The 17,643-nt window shown below is 47.6% G+C and carries 14 protein-coding genes and 1 other annotated feature; of the genes, 11 read left to right on the forward strand and 3 right to left on the reverse strand.

Features of this window, described 5'->3' with window-relative positions; all coding sequences use genetic code 11:
- Positions 1–43 precede the first annotated feature (43 nt).
- Together MKY97_RS13145 and MKY97_RS13150 are read left to right on the forward strand one after the other, a co-directional pair.
- Positions 44–874 carry a PRD domain-containing protein gene (locus tag MKY97_RS13145; protein ID WP_342555847.1) on the forward strand — a complete coding sequence of 277 codons (831 nt, stop codon included), beginning with the start codon at positions 44–46 and terminating at the stop codon, positions 872–874.
- Between the two features lie 266 nt (positions 875–1,140).
- The gene (locus tag MKY97_RS13150) at positions 1,141–3,075 is read left to right on the forward strand and encodes a beta-glucoside-specific PTS transporter subunit IIABC (RefSeq protein ID WP_342555848.1); all 1,935 of its coding nucleotides are present in this window, start codon (positions 1,141–1,143) and stop codon (positions 3,073–3,075) included.
- A 118-nt stretch (positions 3,076–3,193) separates the two neighbouring features.
- On the opposite strand, the gene MKY97_RS13155 is transcribed toward MKY97_RS13150, so the two are convergent.
- On the reverse strand, positions 3,194–3,784 hold the full coding sequence (locus MKY97_RS13155; RefSeq protein ID WP_342555849.1) for a biotin transporter BioY: 591 nt from the start codon (positions 3,782–3,784) through the stop codon (positions 3,194–3,196).
- Between the two features lie 183 nt (positions 3,785–3,967).
- On the opposite strand from MKY97_RS13155, the gene MKY97_RS13160 reads away from it, so the two are divergent.
- The 4 genes from MKY97_RS13160 (at position 3,968) to asd (ending at position 8,857) form a co-directional block, all read left to right on the forward strand.
- The gene (locus tag MKY97_RS13160) at positions 3,968–4,756 is read left to right on the forward strand and encodes an ATP-binding cassette domain-containing protein (RefSeq protein ID WP_342555850.1); all 789 of its coding nucleotides are present in this window, start codon (positions 3,968–3,970) and stop codon (positions 4,754–4,756) included.
- A complete protein-coding gene (locus MKY97_RS13165; protein ID WP_342555851.1) occupies positions 4,753–6,603 on the forward strand; it encodes an ATP-binding cassette domain-containing protein in 1,851 nt (616 codons plus the stop codon). Before MKY97_RS13160 ends, MKY97_RS13165 begins: the two co-directional genes overlap by 4 nt.
- A gap of 131 nt (positions 6,604–6,734) precedes the next feature.
- Positions 6,735–7,034 (forward strand): hypothetical protein, encoded by a 300-nt coding sequence (locus MKY97_RS13170; protein ID WP_342555852.1) that lies wholly within the window; start codon positions 6,735–6,737, stop codon positions 7,032–7,034.
- Between the two features lie 187 nt (positions 7,035–7,221).
- Positions 7,222–7,582 (forward strand) — a binding site (T-box leader).
- A 189-nt stretch (positions 7,583–7,771) separates the two neighbouring features.
- Positions 7,772–8,857, forward strand: a complete 1,086-nt coding sequence (asd, locus tag MKY97_RS13175) for an aspartate-semialdehyde dehydrogenase (RefSeq protein WP_342555853.1) — start codon at positions 7,772–7,774, stop codon at positions 8,855–8,857.
- Between the two features lie 189 nt (positions 8,858–9,046).
- Here the strand turns inward: asd and MKY97_RS13180 are convergent, their stop codons facing one another.
- Positions 9,047–10,015, reverse strand: a complete 969-nt coding sequence (locus MKY97_RS13180) for a bile acid:sodium symporter family protein (RefSeq protein WP_342555854.1) — start codon at positions 10,013–10,015, stop codon at positions 9,047–9,049.
- 141 nt (positions 10,016–10,156) lie between these two features.
- Here MKY97_RS13180 and MKY97_RS13185 point away from each other — a divergent pair, with 141 nt between their 5' ends.
- Together MKY97_RS13185 and MKY97_RS13190 are read left to right on the forward strand one after the other, a co-directional pair.
- On the forward strand, positions 10,157–10,627 hold the full coding sequence (locus MKY97_RS13185; protein WP_342555855.1) for a DUF6376 family protein: 471 nt from the start codon (positions 10,157–10,159) through the stop codon (positions 10,625–10,627).
- A 378-nt stretch (positions 10,628–11,005) separates the two neighbouring features.
- Positions 11,006–11,761, forward strand: coding sequence for an SDR family NAD(P)-dependent oxidoreductase (locus MKY97_RS13190; RefSeq protein WP_342555856.1), 756 nt, complete (start codon positions 11,006–11,008; stop codon positions 11,759–11,761).
- A 211-nt stretch (positions 11,762–11,972) separates the two neighbouring features.
- Here the strand turns inward: MKY97_RS13190 and MKY97_RS13195 are convergent, their stop codons facing one another.
- A complete protein-coding gene (locus tag MKY97_RS13195; protein WP_342556321.1) occupies positions 11,973–12,164 on the reverse strand; it encodes a transposase in 192 nt (63 codons plus the stop codon).
- A gap of 544 nt (positions 12,165–12,708) precedes the next feature.
- Here MKY97_RS13195 and MKY97_RS13200 point away from each other — a divergent pair.
- From MKY97_RS13200 to MKY97_RS13210, 3 genes are all read left to right on the forward strand, one after another.
- The gene (locus tag MKY97_RS13200) at positions 12,709–14,511 is read left to right on the forward strand and encodes a sensor histidine kinase (protein WP_342555857.1); all 1,803 of its coding nucleotides are present in this window, start codon (positions 12,709–12,711) and stop codon (positions 14,509–14,511) included.
- A complete protein-coding gene (locus MKY97_RS13205; RefSeq protein WP_342555858.1) occupies positions 14,474–16,105 on the forward strand; it encodes a response regulator in 1,632 nt (543 codons plus the stop codon). The genes MKY97_RS13200 and MKY97_RS13205 overlap by 38 nt, the downstream gene beginning before the upstream one ends.
- Before the next feature lie 123 nt (positions 16,106–16,228).
- Positions 16,229–17,611, forward strand: a complete 1,383-nt coding sequence (locus tag MKY97_RS13210; RefSeq protein ID WP_342555859.1) for an extracellular solute-binding protein — start codon at positions 16,229–16,231, stop codon at positions 17,609–17,611.
- Positions 17,612–17,643 lie beyond the last annotated feature (32 nt).

Raw genomic sequence — 17,643 nt, forward strand, 5'->3', positions numbered from 1 at the left:
ATATCACTGCGACTAGAGAGTGGAACGTGACGGGGGGATTGAAGTGAAAATAGCAAAGGTTATCAACAATAACGTGATCAGCATCTATCAGGCCGACGGAGAAGAGCTTGTGGTGATGGGACGTGGGATTGCCTTTAAGAAAAAGCCGGGAGATAAAGTAGACGAGACCCGCATCCAGAAAGTATTTGCCTTGAAAAACAAACAGACATCCGATAATTTCAAAACACTGCTGCGTGAAGTTCCGATGGAACTTGTTGAAATTGTGGAGGAGATGATTGCTCATGCACGTGACAATCTGGGACGTAAACTGAACGAGAACATTTATGTTTCGCTTACAGATCATATTCATTTTGCCATCGAGCGTTATCATGAGGGGATTGAGATCAAAAACGCCTTAATGTGGGAGATCAAGCAGTTATACAAAGTTGAATTCGGGCTGGGACTGCGCACGCTGGAGCAGATTAACAGCCGAATGAATATTGAGCTTCCACCGGATGAAGCCGCGTTTATTGCGCTGCATATTGTGAATGCCGAAATGAACGAAGAAGTCATTACAACGATGAATATTACGAAGTTTATCCAGCAGATTATTAATATCGCCAAGTACCATTTTAAAATGGAGTTTGACGAGGAGTCACTCAGTTACTTCCGCTTCATTACACATCTGAAATTCTTCTCGCAGCGCGTGCTGAGCGGGACGCACTATGATAACAATTATGATCATTTCTACGACATGATTAAGGAGAAGCATCCCGAAGCGGCAGCGTGCGTTGAGAAGATCGCCTTGTTTGTGAAGAAGGAATACGATCATGAGCTGACCAATGAGGAAAAGTTATATCTTACCGTTCACATTGAACGTGTCGTTAATCGCTAAAATTTAATTATTGACATAAATGGTTATATTATAATATTATGTTTGTAACAGGAATTAAATACGATTTAACTGGGATTGTTACTGGTTATGCAGGCAAAACCTAAGTCATGTGTATTTCGGAATTTATGTCCACTTACGCAAGGCTTAGGTTTTTTGTGTGCAAAAAAATCGGTAGAGAGCCTGTTATATAAATTGAATTATCATCGGAGTGTCCGTGTACACGATTATTAATTCAATTTTATTGACAAAACGTAGGAGGGCATATCATGAGTCAAGAGAAACTGGCCAGAGAGATCGTAGAACGGGTCGGCGGTGAGAAAAACGTAGAATCCCTGGTTCACTGTGCAACACGGTTACGATTTGTATTGAAGGATGATTCCAAGGCTGACAAAACGGCCCTGGAGAAAACAGAAGGTGTTATTGCCGTTAAGGAAAACGGCGGCCAATTCCAGGTTGTTGTGGGCAATAAGGTTCCCGAGGTCTATCAAGCCATCGGTCAGATCAGCAGTATTCTGGACGATTCATCCAGCAAAGAAAAAAGCGGCAAAAAAATAAAAGGGTTGGGCGGTATCATTGACGTCATCTCCAGTATTTTCGCACCACTACTGGGCGTTATGGCGGGGGCTGGTATTTTAAAAGGTTTGCTGCTCATTGCAAACAATGTGGGCTGGCTGGAAAAGACAGAATCCACATATATCATTCTGTATGCAGCTGCCGACAGTCTGTTCTATTTCCTGCCACTGCTGTTAGCGGTTACAACAGCACGTAAATTCCAAGCAAATATGTTTGTTGCATTAACGGTTGCTGGAGCGCTAATCTATCCAACCATTATTCAGTTGAAAACAGATGGCGTTCAAGCAGATTTCTTCGGTATTCCCGTTGTTCTGATGAACTATTCCTCTACTGTAATTCCGATTATTCTAGCCGTCATTGTGATGAGCAAACTGGAGAAATTGTTCAACAAGCTTCTTCACGAAAGTATCAAAAACTTTGTCACACCTCTATTTCTGCTTGTTATTATGGTTCCGCTTACGCTGCTTGTCTTTGGACCATTCGGTGTATACGTTGGTAATGGTATTGCGTCGGCGATGGTTGCTGCCTTTGGATTCAGCCCGCTGCTTGCCGGAGCGGTCATGGGCGCAAGCTGGCAGCTGCTCGTTATATTCGGTGTACACTGGGGCTTGGTGCCTGTATTCATCAATAACATTGCTGTATACGGCAAAGACGGTGTGAAACCGGCAGCAACGGCTTCTGTATTTGCTCAAACGGGTGCGGCATTCGGTGTCATGCTCAAAACCAAAAACAGAAAATTAAAAACACTTGCTGGATCATCTACACTTACAGCGCTGTTCGGGATTACTGAACCCGCCATTTACGGCGTAACACTCCCGCTCAAACGTCCATTTATCGCCGGTGTTATCGGCGGCGCAGTTGGCGGAGCGATCATTGGTCAAGCGGGAACTCAGGCGTTCGCTTCGGGTGCACCAGGCCTGCTGACACTGCCGATTTTCTATGGACCAGGTGGTCAAGGTTTCCCGGGATTGATCATGGGTATTGCCGCATCGTTTGTTGTTTCCGCAGTATTAACGTACATTATGGGCTTTAAAGATCCTGTTGAAGATGAACAGATCAAGACGGAAGCAGAACAGTCTGCTGGAGCTGCTGCTAATGCTAATGCAAAAGGCAAAGATGCTTCATCTAACCCTTCTGCTCATGTTACAGCTGCTGCCAGCCAAGAGGTATACAGTCCGATCGAAGGTAAAATTGTCGATTTAGCTGAAGTTCCCGATCCGGCATTTGCTTCCGGTGCTATGGGTAAAGGGATCGCGATTGAACCAACGACAGGACGGGTAGTGGCTCCTTTTGATGGTACAGTAACGGTAGCCTTCAAAAAGAAGCATGCACTTGCTGTTGTATCGGATTCAGGTGCTGAGATTCTGGTACATGTAGGTGTGGATACAGTCAAACTGGATGGGCAGCATTTTATCTCTTACATTGAGGAAGGGGACAGAGTGAAGGCAGGCGATCTGCTTCTGGAATTTGATATTGAGCAGATTAAAGCTGCGGGTTATCACACGGTAACACCAATTATCGTAACCAATTCAGCAGACTACACGGATGTCATTCCGCAAGCTGCAGGTCAGGTAAGCAGTAAGGATATGCTGCTGAAAATTGTAGGAACTGAAGCAGGCAAAGCTTAAGGTTATAGGATTCATGGTATTATTCATTTCATAATAAAACAAACAACCGCGAAGAAAGATTTGGCGGTTGTTTGTTGTTGAGAGGAACCATCATTAGATGATTCTTTGAGATGCATTGTTATATGTCTGCCTTCACTACGTTGGAATGCGTACTGCTCGTCAGGCGCTGAGGCGGGTACACTGCGCGGACCGGGGCAATGATGATTGCGGCAAACACAGCTTTGATCAGATCTCCGATAATATAAGGATAGAATCCCTGAATCATCGCATTGGATAAAGTCATGCTGTATTGGTAAGCGAGCCAGGGCACCCCTGTGACATAGATTAACAGAGACCCGAATATTTCGAGAACAATAAAAGCCAGAACATAACCTTTAACGCCCCGAATTTTAACTTTGGAGAGCAGCAGGCCCATGAGCAGTGCGGCGAATGGCCACATGATAACGTACCCCCCGGTAGGCCCAAGCAGTACGGCGAGGCCGCCAGTACCATGCAGCAGTGGGAAACCAAGCGCAGTAAGTACAACGACAAGGGCAATACTTAAGAAACCGTAGAGGGGACCCAGCAATCCGCCAGCTAACATCACGGCTAACGTTTGCAAAGTAATGGGCACAGGTGAGAAACCAATAGGAATGCTTATGTATCCAAAAAGTACGAGAATGGCAGCCATCAGTGCACTGAACACGATGCCGCGTAGAGATAATTTCATGTTTGTACAATCCTTTCGATTTTGGTAGAATTATTGTTAACCATATTTATTATTTAGGTTAACGATTAGCATGTTATCATATAATCGCAAAATGTGAAAGGACTTATTTTTATCATGCGAAACAAGCTGCCTATCATTTCTTTAACAGATATTCATGTACACTACGCTGGAGAAGGAAGCGTAGTGAAAAAAGCAGTCAATGGCGTGTCACTTACACTCCAGGCAGGTGAGTGGTTAAGCGTTGCAGGTCCCAACGGCAGCGGTAAAAGTACTCTTGCCGGAGTCCTGCTGGGCTTCATTCCTATATCCGGCGGAGAACGGAATATCCCTGCGAATCTGACCATTCGAGGTGTGCTGCAGCAGCCAGATGCTCAGGTGCTGGGCGATACCATTGAAGAAGAATTTCATTTTGCGCTGTCGCATTTACATATATCAAATCTTGAAAAAAAGAAGCGCACTCAGGAGGCGCTGCAGCTTGTGGGACTTCATCACTCTCCGGGTACTGTGATTGCGCAGTTATCCGGGGGACAGAAGCAGCTGCTTAACATTGCGACAGCTCTTGCAGCGAAGCCGGATGTTCTGATTATGGACGAACCTACAGCGATGCTCGACCCTGATGCGAGAGGGCGCATAGAAGATATTGTTCAGTCTGTTACAAGGAAGGGTACGGCAGTGGTCTGGATCACCCATCATCTTGAGGAAGCCACATTATGTGATCGTATTATGGCGATGAATCATGGACGATGTGTATATGATGGAATACCGCAGTCTTTTTATTATCCGTCGACAGCTGGAACAAAGGCAGCTTCAAATGCAGAAGAAGAACAGCATCTTCAATCTCCTTGCGAGCAGTTGGGTCTGGAACCTCCTTTTACAGTGCAGACCAGCCGGATCCTGAAGCAGCGGGGGAAGCTGCAGCATGTTATGCCGCTTCGGCCTGAACAGCTTGCAAAGGAGGCTGCGCGCTGGTGATTGAATTGAATAACATCTGCATCCGGGCTTCAGATGAGAGCAAGCGGATTTTACTTGACGACATTTCTCTAACGCTGAACCGCGGCGAGATTACGCTGCTTCTGGGCTGTACCGGTTCTGGCAAAACGACACTGCTCCAGACGATTGCCGGGCTCAGGCCGCCAGATTCCGGTGATATCCGGCTTGCAGGCGAGTCGATGTGGCGTAATGGCAGGGTACCTAAATCCATGCTGCTCCAGGCGGGACTTGTATTTCAGTTTCCTGAGCAGCAGCTGTTTGCACGTAATATCAGGAGGGAACTGCTGTATTCCCTTCGTCCTTATCGTTTGAATGAGGCTGAGCAGCAGCAGCAGATCGCAGAAACCCTGGCACATTGGGACCCGGATCGGGGAGAGGGGAAAGAGCGGCGTTTTCAACTGGACAGCTCACCTTTTGCTCTCAGCGGCGGAGAAAAGCGCAGGCTGGGGCTTGCGCTTGGCACTGTCACCCAGCCAAACTGGCTGCTGCTGGATGAGCCCAGCGCAGGTCTTGAGGCTCAGAGCGGCAGGCTGCTGCTGGATGCGCTGCTTGACCATCGTGAGGCGGGCGGCGGGGCGGTTATTGCCGCGCATGATCTGGATACATTTCTGCCGCACGCAGACCGGGTACTCCTGTTACGACTGGGTCGTGTCGCCGCCGACCTTACTCCGCATCAGCTGCATAACCAGCCGAAGCTGCTGATGCAGGCCGGGATTGGTCTGCCTCCATCGATGCAGCTTGCCGAACAGCTCCGGGGAGCGGGAATAAACTTCATTTCTACAGCAATGACACCGGAAGATATGGCAGAAGCTGTTATAAGCAGTCAAAGCTGCGGAGAGGAACGGACGTTTGTTCCCGCCGAAGTGGAGGATGTTAATAAGCCAGATGCAGATCATGATTCAGAAAAAAATAAAAATAAAGATAAAGATACAATTACTACAGAAATAGACAGGTCATTATTATCAGGACCCGCCAACGCTGCTTCAACAACATCATTTGGAGATGTCCCGTTACCATTAGTATCAGACCCTGCTCTGCAAGCACGTAAAGACAGCAAACACAAAAGTTCGAATGAAAGTGTAATGGACCCTCGTCTAAAATGGGTTCTGTATATGCTTCTCGTTACAGCGGCGATGCTGCAGCAGCATTGGGGCGGCTTAACATTAACTTTGATCCCGGTGACCATTGCTTTGGGTGTACTTCCCCGTCAGAAGCTGATGGGGTGTATCAAACTGATGAAACCACTTCTCCTGTTTTTTGTTCTGTCTACCTTGTTATCGGGCAGTACTTTAACTACGGGGGAAGCAGGTTTCCAATTGGGATTTTCCCTGACTCAGGCTGAGGGAACTATACTGAACCTTTATCGCTTGTTCATTGTAACTCTTGCAAGTTTGTGGTTCTCGCTCACGACCCCATACGGGCGTATGGTCGAAGGGCTGAACTGGGTGCTGTCTTATGGTCAGAAAATCAGGCTGCCGATCACCTCGTTTGCCCTTGCTGTATCACTCATTTTCCGGTTTATCCCGCTGCTCTGGAGCGAATGGCAGCGATTCTCACTGATCGTCCGGGCTCGGGGAAAAGCGGCTTTGAAACCTAATTCAGTACGTATACGCGATCTGGGACCGATGGTTATTCCGCTGCTCATGGCTCTGTTCCAGCGTGCGGAAGATATGACGATTGCGATGGAGATGCGAAAAGTAAGAGAGAACGCCGCATTTGGTGTTCGTTCCTCTCTTCTGGCATGGAGCAGGCGGGATACCCGGATTGGCATCATGGGCCTATTTGTTTTTGCTCTGCTTGTATCGGTGCGCTGGTGGGGATCGCGCTGATAAAGGTGCAGATTCAAGGAAGAATCGGCAGATGAAACGCAGTGTTTTCCAAGGAAAATGCATAAAATCATCCTGAAACGCTCACCTTAATGATGCATTGATCATCTCATGACGATCAGGAGGGACGAGTGATGGAGGAAAAGTTTTTGCAGGAAGACAGACGGGAGTATACCGACGTGTCCACCGTAGAGTCGCAGCGAAATGACATTACGCTTGAAGAGTTTCCGGAAGGCCCTTACGGTTCGTCTTTGCTGTCCGAGTCACTTGGGAAAAGCTCCCCGTGGCGGGTGGATCAGAGGACTGCGCACCGTTTTGATTATGAGAATCATGAGCTGCATGAGGGTGAGGTTCGGGACTACCCTGGACAGGATGTCTTTGATGAAACGATACCCGATGACGTGCACGAGCCCCAGTACCCTGGCAAAATGTAATGAAGTTTCTTTACTTCCGCCTTAATAAAGCCTCTGACGAGATCCTCTCGGACAGGGGCTGTTTAGTTTTGAAGCGTATTGGTTATCATTGGATGGACAAATAATGGATGAATGCGTTCGCTGGCACAGCAATTTTGAAAAAAGTTGTTTACTTCCGTACCGAAATTTTGATATTATAGTCGCAATATCAAATGCATTGACGAGACGAGTAGATAAAAATCATTCTTTCATCAGAGAGCCCCGGTAGCTGAAAAAGGGCAGAGAAACTTTTATCGAAGAAAGACTCTGAGCAGCACATCGGAATCCGGCTACGCTGGAGGATGTTGTGACAGGAGCTCCTGTTATAGAGCTGGAGTATAAAACGGATGAAGACAGCATCTCGATTAGTTGAACTTTTATTTTACACAACCACGGAGTACTCGTGTAAATGATAATGATCTCAACTTATACAAGACAGCTTGGTCATCCTTCACATACTCGAAGAGGTGAATATGGTGACATATTTGCGAATCTGGGTGGTACCACGAGTGTTCAATCTCGTCCCTGAGACAATGTCTTGGGGATGGGATTTTTTGGTTTTTTCAGAGCTGTGACTTACACGCTTTGAAACAGCTTGAATAGTGTGAATGATAAGGGGAATGTAAGCTTCCAGAATCCCATGTACGATGACAAAACAAAGACAGAACCAAGACACAAAACAGATGATCTAACTTAAATCGAAAGGAAATGATGATTCCATGTCAGCAAAATTAAAAGTCGGTATTGTCGGAGGAACAGGAATGGTGGGTCAGCGCTTTGTAGACCTGCTGGATCAGCATCCTTGGTTTGAAGTAACAGCAATTTCAGCAAGTGCCAATTCGGCAGGCAAAACGTACGAAGAATCCGTGCAGGGACGATGGAAGCTGGCAGTTCCGATTCCTGAGCCGGTGAAAAACATTGTAGTGCAGGATGCATCTCAGGTTGAAGCTTTTGCGAGTCAGGTTGATTTTATTTTCTGTGCTGTAGATATGAAAAAGAATGAAATTCAGGCACTTGAAGAGGCTTACGCCAAAACGGGTACACCTGTCGTATCGAACAACTCCGCTCACCGCTGGACCGCTGACGTGCCGATGGTAGTGCCTGAGATTAATCCGGGTCACCTGGCTGTCATCGAAGCTCAGAGAAAACGTCTGGGTACAGCGACAGGATTCATCGCTGTCAAACCAAACTGCTCCATTCAGAGTTATGTGCCAGCACTGCATGCTCTGCGTGAGTTTAACCCGACACAGGTTGTTGCCTCAACATATCAAGCGATCTCTGGAGCAGGTAAAAACTTCACGGACTGGCCAGAGATGCTCGATAACGTTATCCCGTACATTGGCGGAGAGGAAGAAAAAAGTGAGCAGGAACCGCTTCGCATCTGGGGGAGTGTAGAGAACAACCAGATCGTTAAAGCATCCGCACCACTCATTACGACGCAATGTATCCGTGTACCGGTTACGGATGGACATCTGGCAACGGTATTTGTGAATTTTGAGAAAAAACCGAGCAAAGATGAAATTCTTGAACGCTGGCTGCAGTTCAAAGGCCGTCCGCAGGAGCTGGCGCTGCCTAGTGCTCCGAAACAGTTTATTACGTACTTTGAAGAAGAGAACAGACCACAGACGAAGCTGGATCGTGATATCGAGCGCGGCATGGGCGTATCCACTGGTCGTTTGCGTGAAGACACCCTGTATGACTACAAATTCGTGGGACTGTCCCACAATACACTGCGCGGAGCAGCAGGTGGAGCTGTCCTGATTGCCGAACTGCTCAAAGCCGAAGGGTACATTCAACCGAAATAACCGAAATAACCGAAATAAATTTAAACGTATATTACAGCTGCAGTGAAGCATCAGCATGAGAAACGCCGACATTTTGTCGGCGTTTTTTGCCTGTTAGTGGGTTGGCTGCACTGGATACGGGCGGGAGTTTGTTTATGAACTTGGATGATCAGGAAGTGGCCAAGCTGCTCGGAAATCTGCACCCAGTTGTCATGCTGCCGATGTTTTATCTGAATTACGCAGGAGCTGTGAACGCTTGCCGAGCAAGTACCCTGAGAGGGACGCGAGCATTTGCTGAAATACCATACCTAGGACAACCGGAACCGCAACAGGCGGTGGAAAATAGGTAACCGCAAGAACGGCACCTGCGCTAATGTTACGCATGCCCCCGTTAAAGACAAGAGCCACCTGATCGGCTTCATTCCAGCCTAGCCATTTTGCAATGAAATAACTGAGTGCGTAGCCGAAGGAGGCCAGAAATACAATAATGACCGCCAGCCCAGCCAGTCGCCAATTGAAATCGGCTAGATAAGGGGCGACAACTGAACCATTAATGGCAACAACCGAAGCCATAAACAGTTTGGACAAGGGATTAAGCCGAGGCCCCCATACAGGCACGATGCCGCCTTTAGTCCATTCATTAAGGAGCATACCCAGCAGAGAAGGGAAAACAATCATCCAGAACAGACTGCTCATCATAGCTGCCGTATCGAGTGTGACGCTTGTGCCAACAAGCAGGGATAACACGCCTGGCACAACAAAAGGAGCCAGCAAGGTATCGATTAAAATAATGGAAAGCGTAAGCGCAATATTCCCCCGGTAGATACTTACCCATATAAAACTGCTAATGCCTGTTGGAATCACCGCAGCGAGAACAAGTCCTGTGATGGTATAAGAATCGGTTGGAAACACGAGATGACCCATGCCCAGCGCAATAAGAGGCATTGCCAAATGTAAGATCAGAAGGCAAACAAACAGCGGAAAAGGCTTTTTTAAGACATTAACAAAGTCTCGTACGCTCAGACTAATACTGCCCGCAAAAGTCATGAAGGCAAATAGCCAAGGCGACAAGTACGTGTAAGATGATAAAAAACTGCCGCATAAAACACCAATGATAATACTGACGGGGGTGATCAGTGGCATAATGCGGTTCAAGCGTTGATTTAAGGCCTGAAGCATAATGGTGACATCCCTTTATTGTGTGATTCTCCTATTATACATCGTAATGCGCGGGCATGCAGGCTGATTTGCAATCTCGCTTTAAGAACAAGTATCATAAAATAATGAATCATTATTCTGAATGAAGAAAGGGAGATGATCATGCCCAGGCGAAAAAGAACTCACAAGATTATGCTGCCAGTAATGATGGCATCCAGTCTGCTGCTGTTGTCGGCTTGTTCTATTGTAGAGCAGGCGAATCAAAGTTTGAATTACGTAAGCGGTGCGACGGATTATATCGAACAAGTATCGAGTGCTGGAAACGAGCTGCAGCAGCTCGCAGCGGACGCAGTCAATAACCCGGATCTGACGGGTCAGATTCAAGAGAAAATCGATCAGATTCAGGCGGAAGCTGCAGCGTTTTCCGAGATGAGTGCACCTGCGATCGGAGAAAATATCCATGAGAATCTGGTTGGTTATAACAACCAGCTGACAGAGGTCGTTAATCAATTCGAGACAACGATTGCTGAGCAGGGCATTACTGCAGAGAATTGGGAGCAAACCGGAATTCCTGAATTGATCAACAACATCAACAGTTTGAAGGACCCGCTGAGTGGTTTGCAGCAGGAATAATCGTTTAATTTATATAATAAGTGCAGCCTTCCGTTTCCTTGAGAAGAATTGAAGAATTAAAAAGCAAGGGATTCATAAGACGGGTACTCTTTGACAAGACTGCTCGTCTTTTTGCATATTTAATCCTAAATAAGAAAAACTACATATCGTGCGTTACACGCATTTAATTGAATTGTTACGTTCATTCATTCAATAGATTACTCCTCAAATGGATGGCAGGCTGCTGTAACGATTCAATAACATTTCATGCAGACATCTGCTAATCCCACCGGTTTGACAAAAGAGTACCAGATTAGTATGATTATGTTGTGTTTAAATTATAGTAACTAACTTTTATTTACCTAGCACCAAATCTATTCAGCGAAGGAGATCTGCGTTATGTCCGAGCATGCGGGAAAAGTCATTGTTATCACAGGTGGAGCAAGCGGAATCGGAAAAGAAACAGCACTGCAGCTGTCCGCACAGGGAGCAGCGATCGTTGTCGCGGATTTTAACGAAGAGGGAGCCAACCAGGTTGCGACTGAGATTGAAGCAGCGGGTGGCAAAGCCGGAGCTTATAAAGTCGATGTGTCCAAAGGGGATGAGATTAAAGCTTTGATTGACTGGACTGTCGAAAAATATGGAACATTCAGCGGTATTTTCAACAATGCCGGTATCGGTCTTGTAAAGCCGTTTCTGGAAATGGACCCGGAATCCTATCACAAGGTTATTGATGTGGATCAACATAGCGTATACTACGGCATGTATTACGGTGCGAAGAAAATGGTTGAATTAAACGTGCAAGGCACGATTGTTAATACAGCTTCGATCTATGGAAGCGTGGCAGCTGTCGGCAGCTTCAACTACAATGCGGCGAAAGCAGCAGTAGTGATGATGTCCAAATCGGGTGCACTCGAATTGGCTGAGCACGGCATTCGTGTTCTCGGGGTTGCGCCTGGCTTCATTGAAACTCCGATTCTGGGGAATGACAAAGCCATGAAGGATGCATTGGCCACTCAACATATGCGCGGAGAGTTGATCCAGCCGGAAAAAGTGGCAAGTGTAGTTACGTTTTTGTTCAGTGATGCTGCGAGCGCAATGAATGGCACAACGGTGGCGGTTGATGATGGTTTTCTCAGCTTCAAAACAAAATAAATGCGTCAAAATATAAAAAGGGGCTGTCTCAAAAGCCTTTAAAAACGAACATAGGTGCAGAGAATTAACACCGATCCGTCCAAACGGGACCAAGCAGAGGTTTATCCTGCTTGGTCCCGTTTACGTTTTTCTGCCATTGTTGCTTTTTTGAGCGGATTGTGGGCAAGACAAAGCCACCCGACCTCCAGGCTTACTTTTTGCAAGCCACGAATCAGGAATCTTCGAAATCCCCGATTTTTTTGATCTGTCCAAACACGATTTCAGGCTCGATCATGCGCCGAACGGAAAGCATATATCCTTCCTCACTGCACTGGTGTTCCCTCATCTCCTTTTTTTGCCGCATGCAGGTCAGGCTGATCGCAATCTCCCGGTCGCCTTTTGCCTTGGTGCATGTGGCTTTCAGTGGGCACTGGCTGCAAGTTGGACGGAAGAACTTTTTTCGTCAACTTTTTTATCTGTTAGTGAGTAGAGGAACTTCCGCTTTCGTTTGACGATCCGTCATATGAAAAAGTTGTAGACGGTGATTATGTATTCAGTAGTCGTCGCACATCTATAATTCAACAACTCAACCCCTCACTCTTATAGATAATTATATCGTCAGAACTTAGTTGATGCTGGTGTGTTAATTGTTTTTTCGGTTTTAATGTTACAGGACGAGCTGAGGGAGTGCATGCCAAGTCAGCATTCAAAGATGTATCAATTGAAGACCGGGCCTACAGCCCGATTTGCGGGGCGATGAATGGGGGGGATTAATGGATTTAATAGGGTAAGTTTTAACTCAACCTACCCCCACCGACTGACCGGTCTCTTTAATATACTTCACGGGTCTGACGCTTGAATATTTCGTTCTATACAGGTTTTTTTATGTCAACTATAATAATGCTATAATTCGTAACAAGCTGGCTCGTTCATAGCGACATCAGAAATCAAATACGGGGGAATGGGATATGAACAGGTTGCTTCATCGGTTATCCTTCAAGCAACGGATATGGTACTCTTTCGTAACACTTATGACTATGGCTATTGCCGCGACCGGATGGATTTCGTATACTATTTCCTCCCGGGTTGTTGAACAGAATGCGCTTCAGCTGCGCCAGGATACGATCAACAAGTCGGCTCAGGTTCTTGACGAGAAACTGAAGAAGATCGTCCTGTCGATCTTGTCGCTAAAGATGAGCGATGCCTATCAAGCCATCCTTCGAGATGTATCTTCCAATGATTCAAGACGCTACTATGCCCGTCTTACTGCCCTCCAGCCGATTTTGGCACAACTCAAGTTCAATGACAACTTTATTCAGTCGATCCTCCTGGTTACGCCAATCGGCGATTTTTATCCCACTAATTACATGCGGCATAGCGAATACTCTTTTTATGAATCTGATATATACAGGCAGATCCAGGCGAGCAATCGCGATATCTGGGTTACAGGACATGAAGATCGTTTATTTTACGGTAATGATCAGGTCATTTCTTTGGTGCTGGATGGTTCCGGCTCTTCACCGCTGGATAACGTGTACATCGTGGTCAATATCAAGGTGAAGGATTTGCTGAATTTAATTGTCAGCGAGATTAGCCGCCCTACAGGATTCTCCTTAATTGATGACAGGGGCAATTCGGTATTTGGAAGCGCTTCATATACCTCGGGTTCTACAGGGAATTCCTCGGATTTTCTTACCCAATTCACTGCTGACAAGAAGGGGAACTTCGTCAGCGAGTTGAACCGTGATGAATATTTGGTCAATTACGCCCGGCTTGAGATGGGCAAGAATTGGCTGTTGTACGATATGCAATCGAAGCGGGAGGTGCTAAAACAGGTTGAATGGATCAAGTGGACGACGCTTCTCCTCATCCTTGGTTCTATGTTTCTCGTTCTTTTAACTTCAAATGTAATCACCAAGCTCCTGTTGCGTCCGCTCGGCCGTCTGCAGAAGCTGATGGCACGGGTAGAGAACAACGATCTGAATGTAAGGTTTCACAGTAAATACAAGGATGAGGTGTCGCAGGTCGGCATGCGGTTCAATTTCATGCTGGACGAGATTAAAAAGCTGATCAAGGAAGTCAAGGATCGCGAAGAGGAGAAGCGTAGGGCAGAGATCAAGGCCTTGTCAGCCCAGATGGAGCCGCATTTCCTGTACAATACGCTAAATACGATCTACTGCAAGTCGATTCTTGGAAATAACGATGATGTGAATGAGATGATTCTGGCGTTGTCCTCGATGTTCCAGCTTGGACTCAGCCAGGGCCGGGATATTGTACGGATAGAGGATGAATTGTCTCATGTCCGCTACTATCTGATGCTGCAGCAACAATGCTACGAGGGACGCTTTGAATTCCGGATTGATGTGGAGGATGAGACAATCCTGTCGTACTCCATCCCGAAGCTGACGCTGCAGCCGTTAGTGGAGAACACGATTCTGCACGGCTTCCGGGATATCGAGGAGGGTGGATTCATTCTGATCGAGTTAGGTCATTCTAGTGATAGAGATATGCTGCGCATCGCGGTAGAGGACAATGGGGTCGGTATGGATTCGGAGAGACAGAGGCCATTGCTGCCGGAGCCGCCGATGTCTCATAAAGGGTACGCATTACGCAACATCAAGGACAGGCTTCGGCTGTATTATGGACAGGTTGCATCCGTTCAATTCGTCAGCAAGCAGGGCCAGGGCTGCAGAGTGGAATTAATGATCTCGATGCACAAGGAGGAGATGACTGATGGCTACATTGGACCGGACGGTACCCGCGCTGTATGAGCTGTGTGTGATTGATGACATCCCAAGTACCGTAGAGGTGATCGCCGCAAAGATTCCATGGGATCGTTACAGCATTAAGGTCACAGGTACTGCGAAAAATGGGGACGAAGGCATCAGGCTCATCGAACAGACACGTCCGGATATTATCATTACCGATATCCGGATGCCCAAAATGGATGGCTTGGAGATGACGCGCAGGATTCTGGAGATTCACCCGCATTGCAAGATTATCATTCTGAGCGCTTATACGGACTTTGAATATGCCAAACAGGCTATTCGGCTTGGGGCGTTCGACTTCGTGAAGAAGCCTTTCTCCATTCAGGATATTACGAAGGCTGTGCTCGACGCCAAGGCGTTGCTTGAGCGAGAAATTGAACGGAAGCTGCAGATTCAGTGTATGGAACGCAAGGTGGATGAGAGCCTACCGCTGCTCCGTCAGGAATATATGGGCAGACTGCTCAGACATGAGACTAAGCCGGAGGATGCCAAGCGGTATTGGGAGGAAATGCAGGCGGGAGACAAGCCGGAACTGCTCACCGTTTTCCTCATCGAGAGCGATAGCTTCCAGTACCTGTCGCAGCCTCACCATGATATCGAAGTTTCCCGATATACGTTGCAGCAGATTCTCATGGATACCATCGGCCAGGGAAATCAAGGACTTGTCTGCCGAGATGGCCCGAACTGCTATGCAGGTATTATACGCTGTGCGGAGCTGATGGAGCTAAGGCAGCTTGCCGAGGAATGCTGTGCCAACATCGCGTCCGGCACCAAGTTCTCAATTTCGATTGGTATCGGGAAGGCTGTTAGCGAGCTTCATGAGCTTCCTGAGTCATACAAGTCGGCGATGAGAGCGCTTGCTAGTCATATTCATGAGGAGGGAAACACGGTCTTTGATGATCTGAATACCCCACAGCAGGGGGAGGTTTATCCGCGATACGCGGTAGAACTGGAGCAGAAGCTGCTCCTTGCATTGCGCTCGGGAAACATAGAGCAGTCTTTGAGTGTGCTGGAGCACATCTTTAACGATATGCACCGGATCCACCCGCTGCCGGGTCCCATGTACCTCAGAAGCTTGTATTTTGAACTGGCGTTTGTTGTTCTGCGTGCCCTGTACGAGTGGGTACCGCAAACAGTCATGCAGCCATTCCATCAGGCGATTCGAGGCCGGGACGGCCAGGGAGAGTTAACCATTAAGTATTTTCAACAGCTGCTTAAGGACATGTGCAGCGCAGGCTGCGACTGGATCGAACGGGAGCGGACGAGCGATACCGAGAGGCTGATCTATCGGTCGACGGAGTATATCCGGGCCCATCTGCATCTGGACCTTACGGTCGAGTATTGCGCCAGACAGGTGAGTCTGAGCGGGGGCTACTTTGCCAGTCAGTTCAAAAAGCATACAGGTCTAACCTTCAACCAATTTGTGACGAATGAGCGGATTGAGCGGGCCAAGCTGCTGCTGATCGAGAATTATCAAGTGCAGGAAATTGCGCTGTCGCTTGGCTATGAGCATAGGCGTTACTTCAGCGACGTGTTCAAACGAGTGACGGGGCAGACCCCCTCCGAATTTAGGGATGTTTACATGGGACAGAGATAAAGGGCGAATTTCTGCCCTTTATCTTTGTTTTGCCCCATGTTGAGCGTCCCTTTATTTATTTACAATAATAGCAGACACCTAGAAATCACATAGGGGCGCAAGAATAAGAGGAGGTTATCTCATATGAAGAAAAGTATGGCAATGTTCCTGGGGTTGGTATTATTGGTTGGCCTTACCGCCTGCAGCAGCAGCGCTTCCAATGGGGCGAGTTCAGATCAGCCATCTCAGAGTGCGGGAGCTGGGTCCGAGGAGAAGACGAAGATTTCGTATTGGACAGTTGATCGTCATGACTCGGATTATATCAAGCAAAAGATCGATGAATTCAATGCCACCAATAAGGACAATATCGAAGTTGAGTATGTGGTGAAAGCGGATGATTACGCGCAAGCGCTCGATTTATCCTTTACGGCTAATCAGGCTCCCGATGTATTCCGGGTCAAAGAAGGCACGATTCAGATGTACTACAAAAAAGGCTACATGGCCCCGATCGACAAGTATTTGACGGAAGAACAGAAACAGGAGTTTATGGCCATGGCCGACTTGAATCAATTTGACGGCAAAATGTACAGTCTTCCAAACTACGGAAATACGATGCGCCTTATCTATAACAAGGATCTCTTTGAAAAGGCGGGTATTCAGAACCCGCCGACATCGCTCGCGGAGATGGTAGAAGACGCAAAGCTGCTGACGGAAGCCGGGAAGGATATTGGTGCATATGGTTTTGCGCTGCCTTTTAAGAGTCCAAACAGTGCCTGGGATCGTTCGGCGAGAGTGATCGCAGAAATGAGCGGCTTCGGCGGCTTCGGTTTCGACTTCAAGACAGCCCGCTACGATTTCGCCGGCTTTAAGGAAATCGCCAAGGCTTTCAAGCAGATGTACGACGACGGAAGCACTATCCCGGGAATGGAAGCACTGGATATTGACCCGCTGCGTGCACAATTCGCGGAAGGCAAGATCGGCATGTATCTATCCTACTCTTCCGAACCGGGCGTTTACAAGACACAATTCCCTGCCAAGATCGATTGGGCTGCGGCACCTGCTCCGACGATCGACGGCACAGTGAAAGGGGCCTCGGGCTTCCTGGGCGGACAGTGGCTGGCGATTAGCGCGGCTTCCGACAAAAAAGACGCTGCCTGGAAATTTATCAATTATATGTACGGAGATCAGATCCTGCAGGACTATCATGAACAGGGCTATGGCATCTCGATGGTGTCCAGCATTATCGACAAGGCGAAGCAGCCGGATCTCAAAGGTATTGAAGGCTTCTTGCCTAACAAGAATGACGGCGTATGGCCCATCAAGCCAACGGTAAATGTAGAGGGATCTGGCTATCAGGAAACATTCTTTAAGTACATGCTCCAGGGCGGCGATCTGGACAAGGACGTCGAATCTTTGAATAAGCGCTACAATGCGGCGCTAGATAAAGCGATCGAGACTGGGGACGTGAAGATTGAAGCTGATCCGGACTTTGATCCGGCGAAACTTGGTGGCGCTTTCGCTCAATAATTGATGCGGGGCCGGTCGGGGGAAAGCAGGCG

The sequence above is a fragment of the Paenibacillus sp. FSL R7-0652 genome (genome assembly GCF_038595045.1).
GTDB lineage: Bacteria > Bacillota > Bacilli > Paenibacillales > Paenibacillaceae > Paenibacillus.